General features: G+C 71.1%; 1 protein-coding gene. It reads right to left on the reverse strand.

The features are described from left to right. Positions 1 to 1,017: bifunctional glutamate N-acetyltransferase/amino-acid acetyltransferase ArgJ (gene argJ / locus R1101_RS0124185; protein WP_016935721.1), on the reverse strand; the 1,017-nt coding region annotated here is incomplete at both ends.

Raw genomic sequence — 1,017 nt, forward strand, 5'->3', positions numbered from 1 at the left:
GATGTCGGCGGCGGACAGGTCGACCTCGCGGGCGCCGGGGGCGCCGACGCCGTCGATGCACACGGGATTGCCGTTGAACGACACCGAGATCTTGTCGGGGTCGAGTTCGATCGGGGCGATGCCGATGGCGGCGAGCACACGTCCCCAGTTGGGGTCGGAACCGAACAGGGCGGTCTTGACGAGGCTGTCGCGGGCGACGGTGCGCGCCCCGATCAGGGCGTCGGCCTCGCTGACGGCACCACGGACAGTGACGGTGACGCGCTTGGTGACTCCTTCGGCGTCGGCCATCATCTGCTCGGCGAGGTCGTCGCACACGGCGAGGACGGCGGCGTTCAGATCGTCCTGGCTCGGGGTGATCCCGCTGGCGCCGGAGGCCAGCAGCAGCACGGTGTCGTTGGTGGAGGTCGCGCCGTCGACGTCGAGGCGGTCGAAGGTGAGCCGGGACGCGTGGCGCAGCGCGGTGTCGAGTTGCTCGGCGGTGGCGACGGCGTCGGTGGTGACCACGCACAGCATGGTCGCCAGGGCGGGGGCGAGCATGCCGGCGCCCTTGGCCATGCCGCCGACGTTCCACTTGTCGGCGTGGTGCAGGGCAGCCTGCTTGGGCACGGTGTCGGTGGTCATGATGGCGTAGGCGGCGTCGGTGCCGCCGGAGATGCCACCGGCGAGCTCGTGGACGATCTCCTGCACGCCGGAGAGCACCTTGTCCATCGGCAGGCGGTCGCCGATCAGGCCGGTCGAGCACACGGCGACCTCACCGGCTCCGGTCTCGGTGCCCCAGTTGCTCAGGGCGTCGGCGACGGCCTCGGCGGTGGCGTGGGTGTCCTGGAACCCCCCGGCGCCGGTGCATGCGTTGGCGCCGCCGGAGTTGAGGATCACCGCGCGCAAGCTGCCCGACTTCAGGACCTGCTGGGACCACAGGACGGGGGCGGCCTTGACCTTGTTCATGGTGAAGACCCCGGCGGCGGTGAGTTCGGGGCCTTCGTTGACCACGAGGGCGAGGTCCTGCCGGCCGGAGAT

It is taken from the genome of Rhodococcus sp. R1101 (genome assembly GCF_000278445.1).
Lineage (GTDB): Bacteria > Actinomycetota > Actinomycetes > Mycobacteriales > Mycobacteriaceae > Rhodococcus > Rhodococcus gordoniae.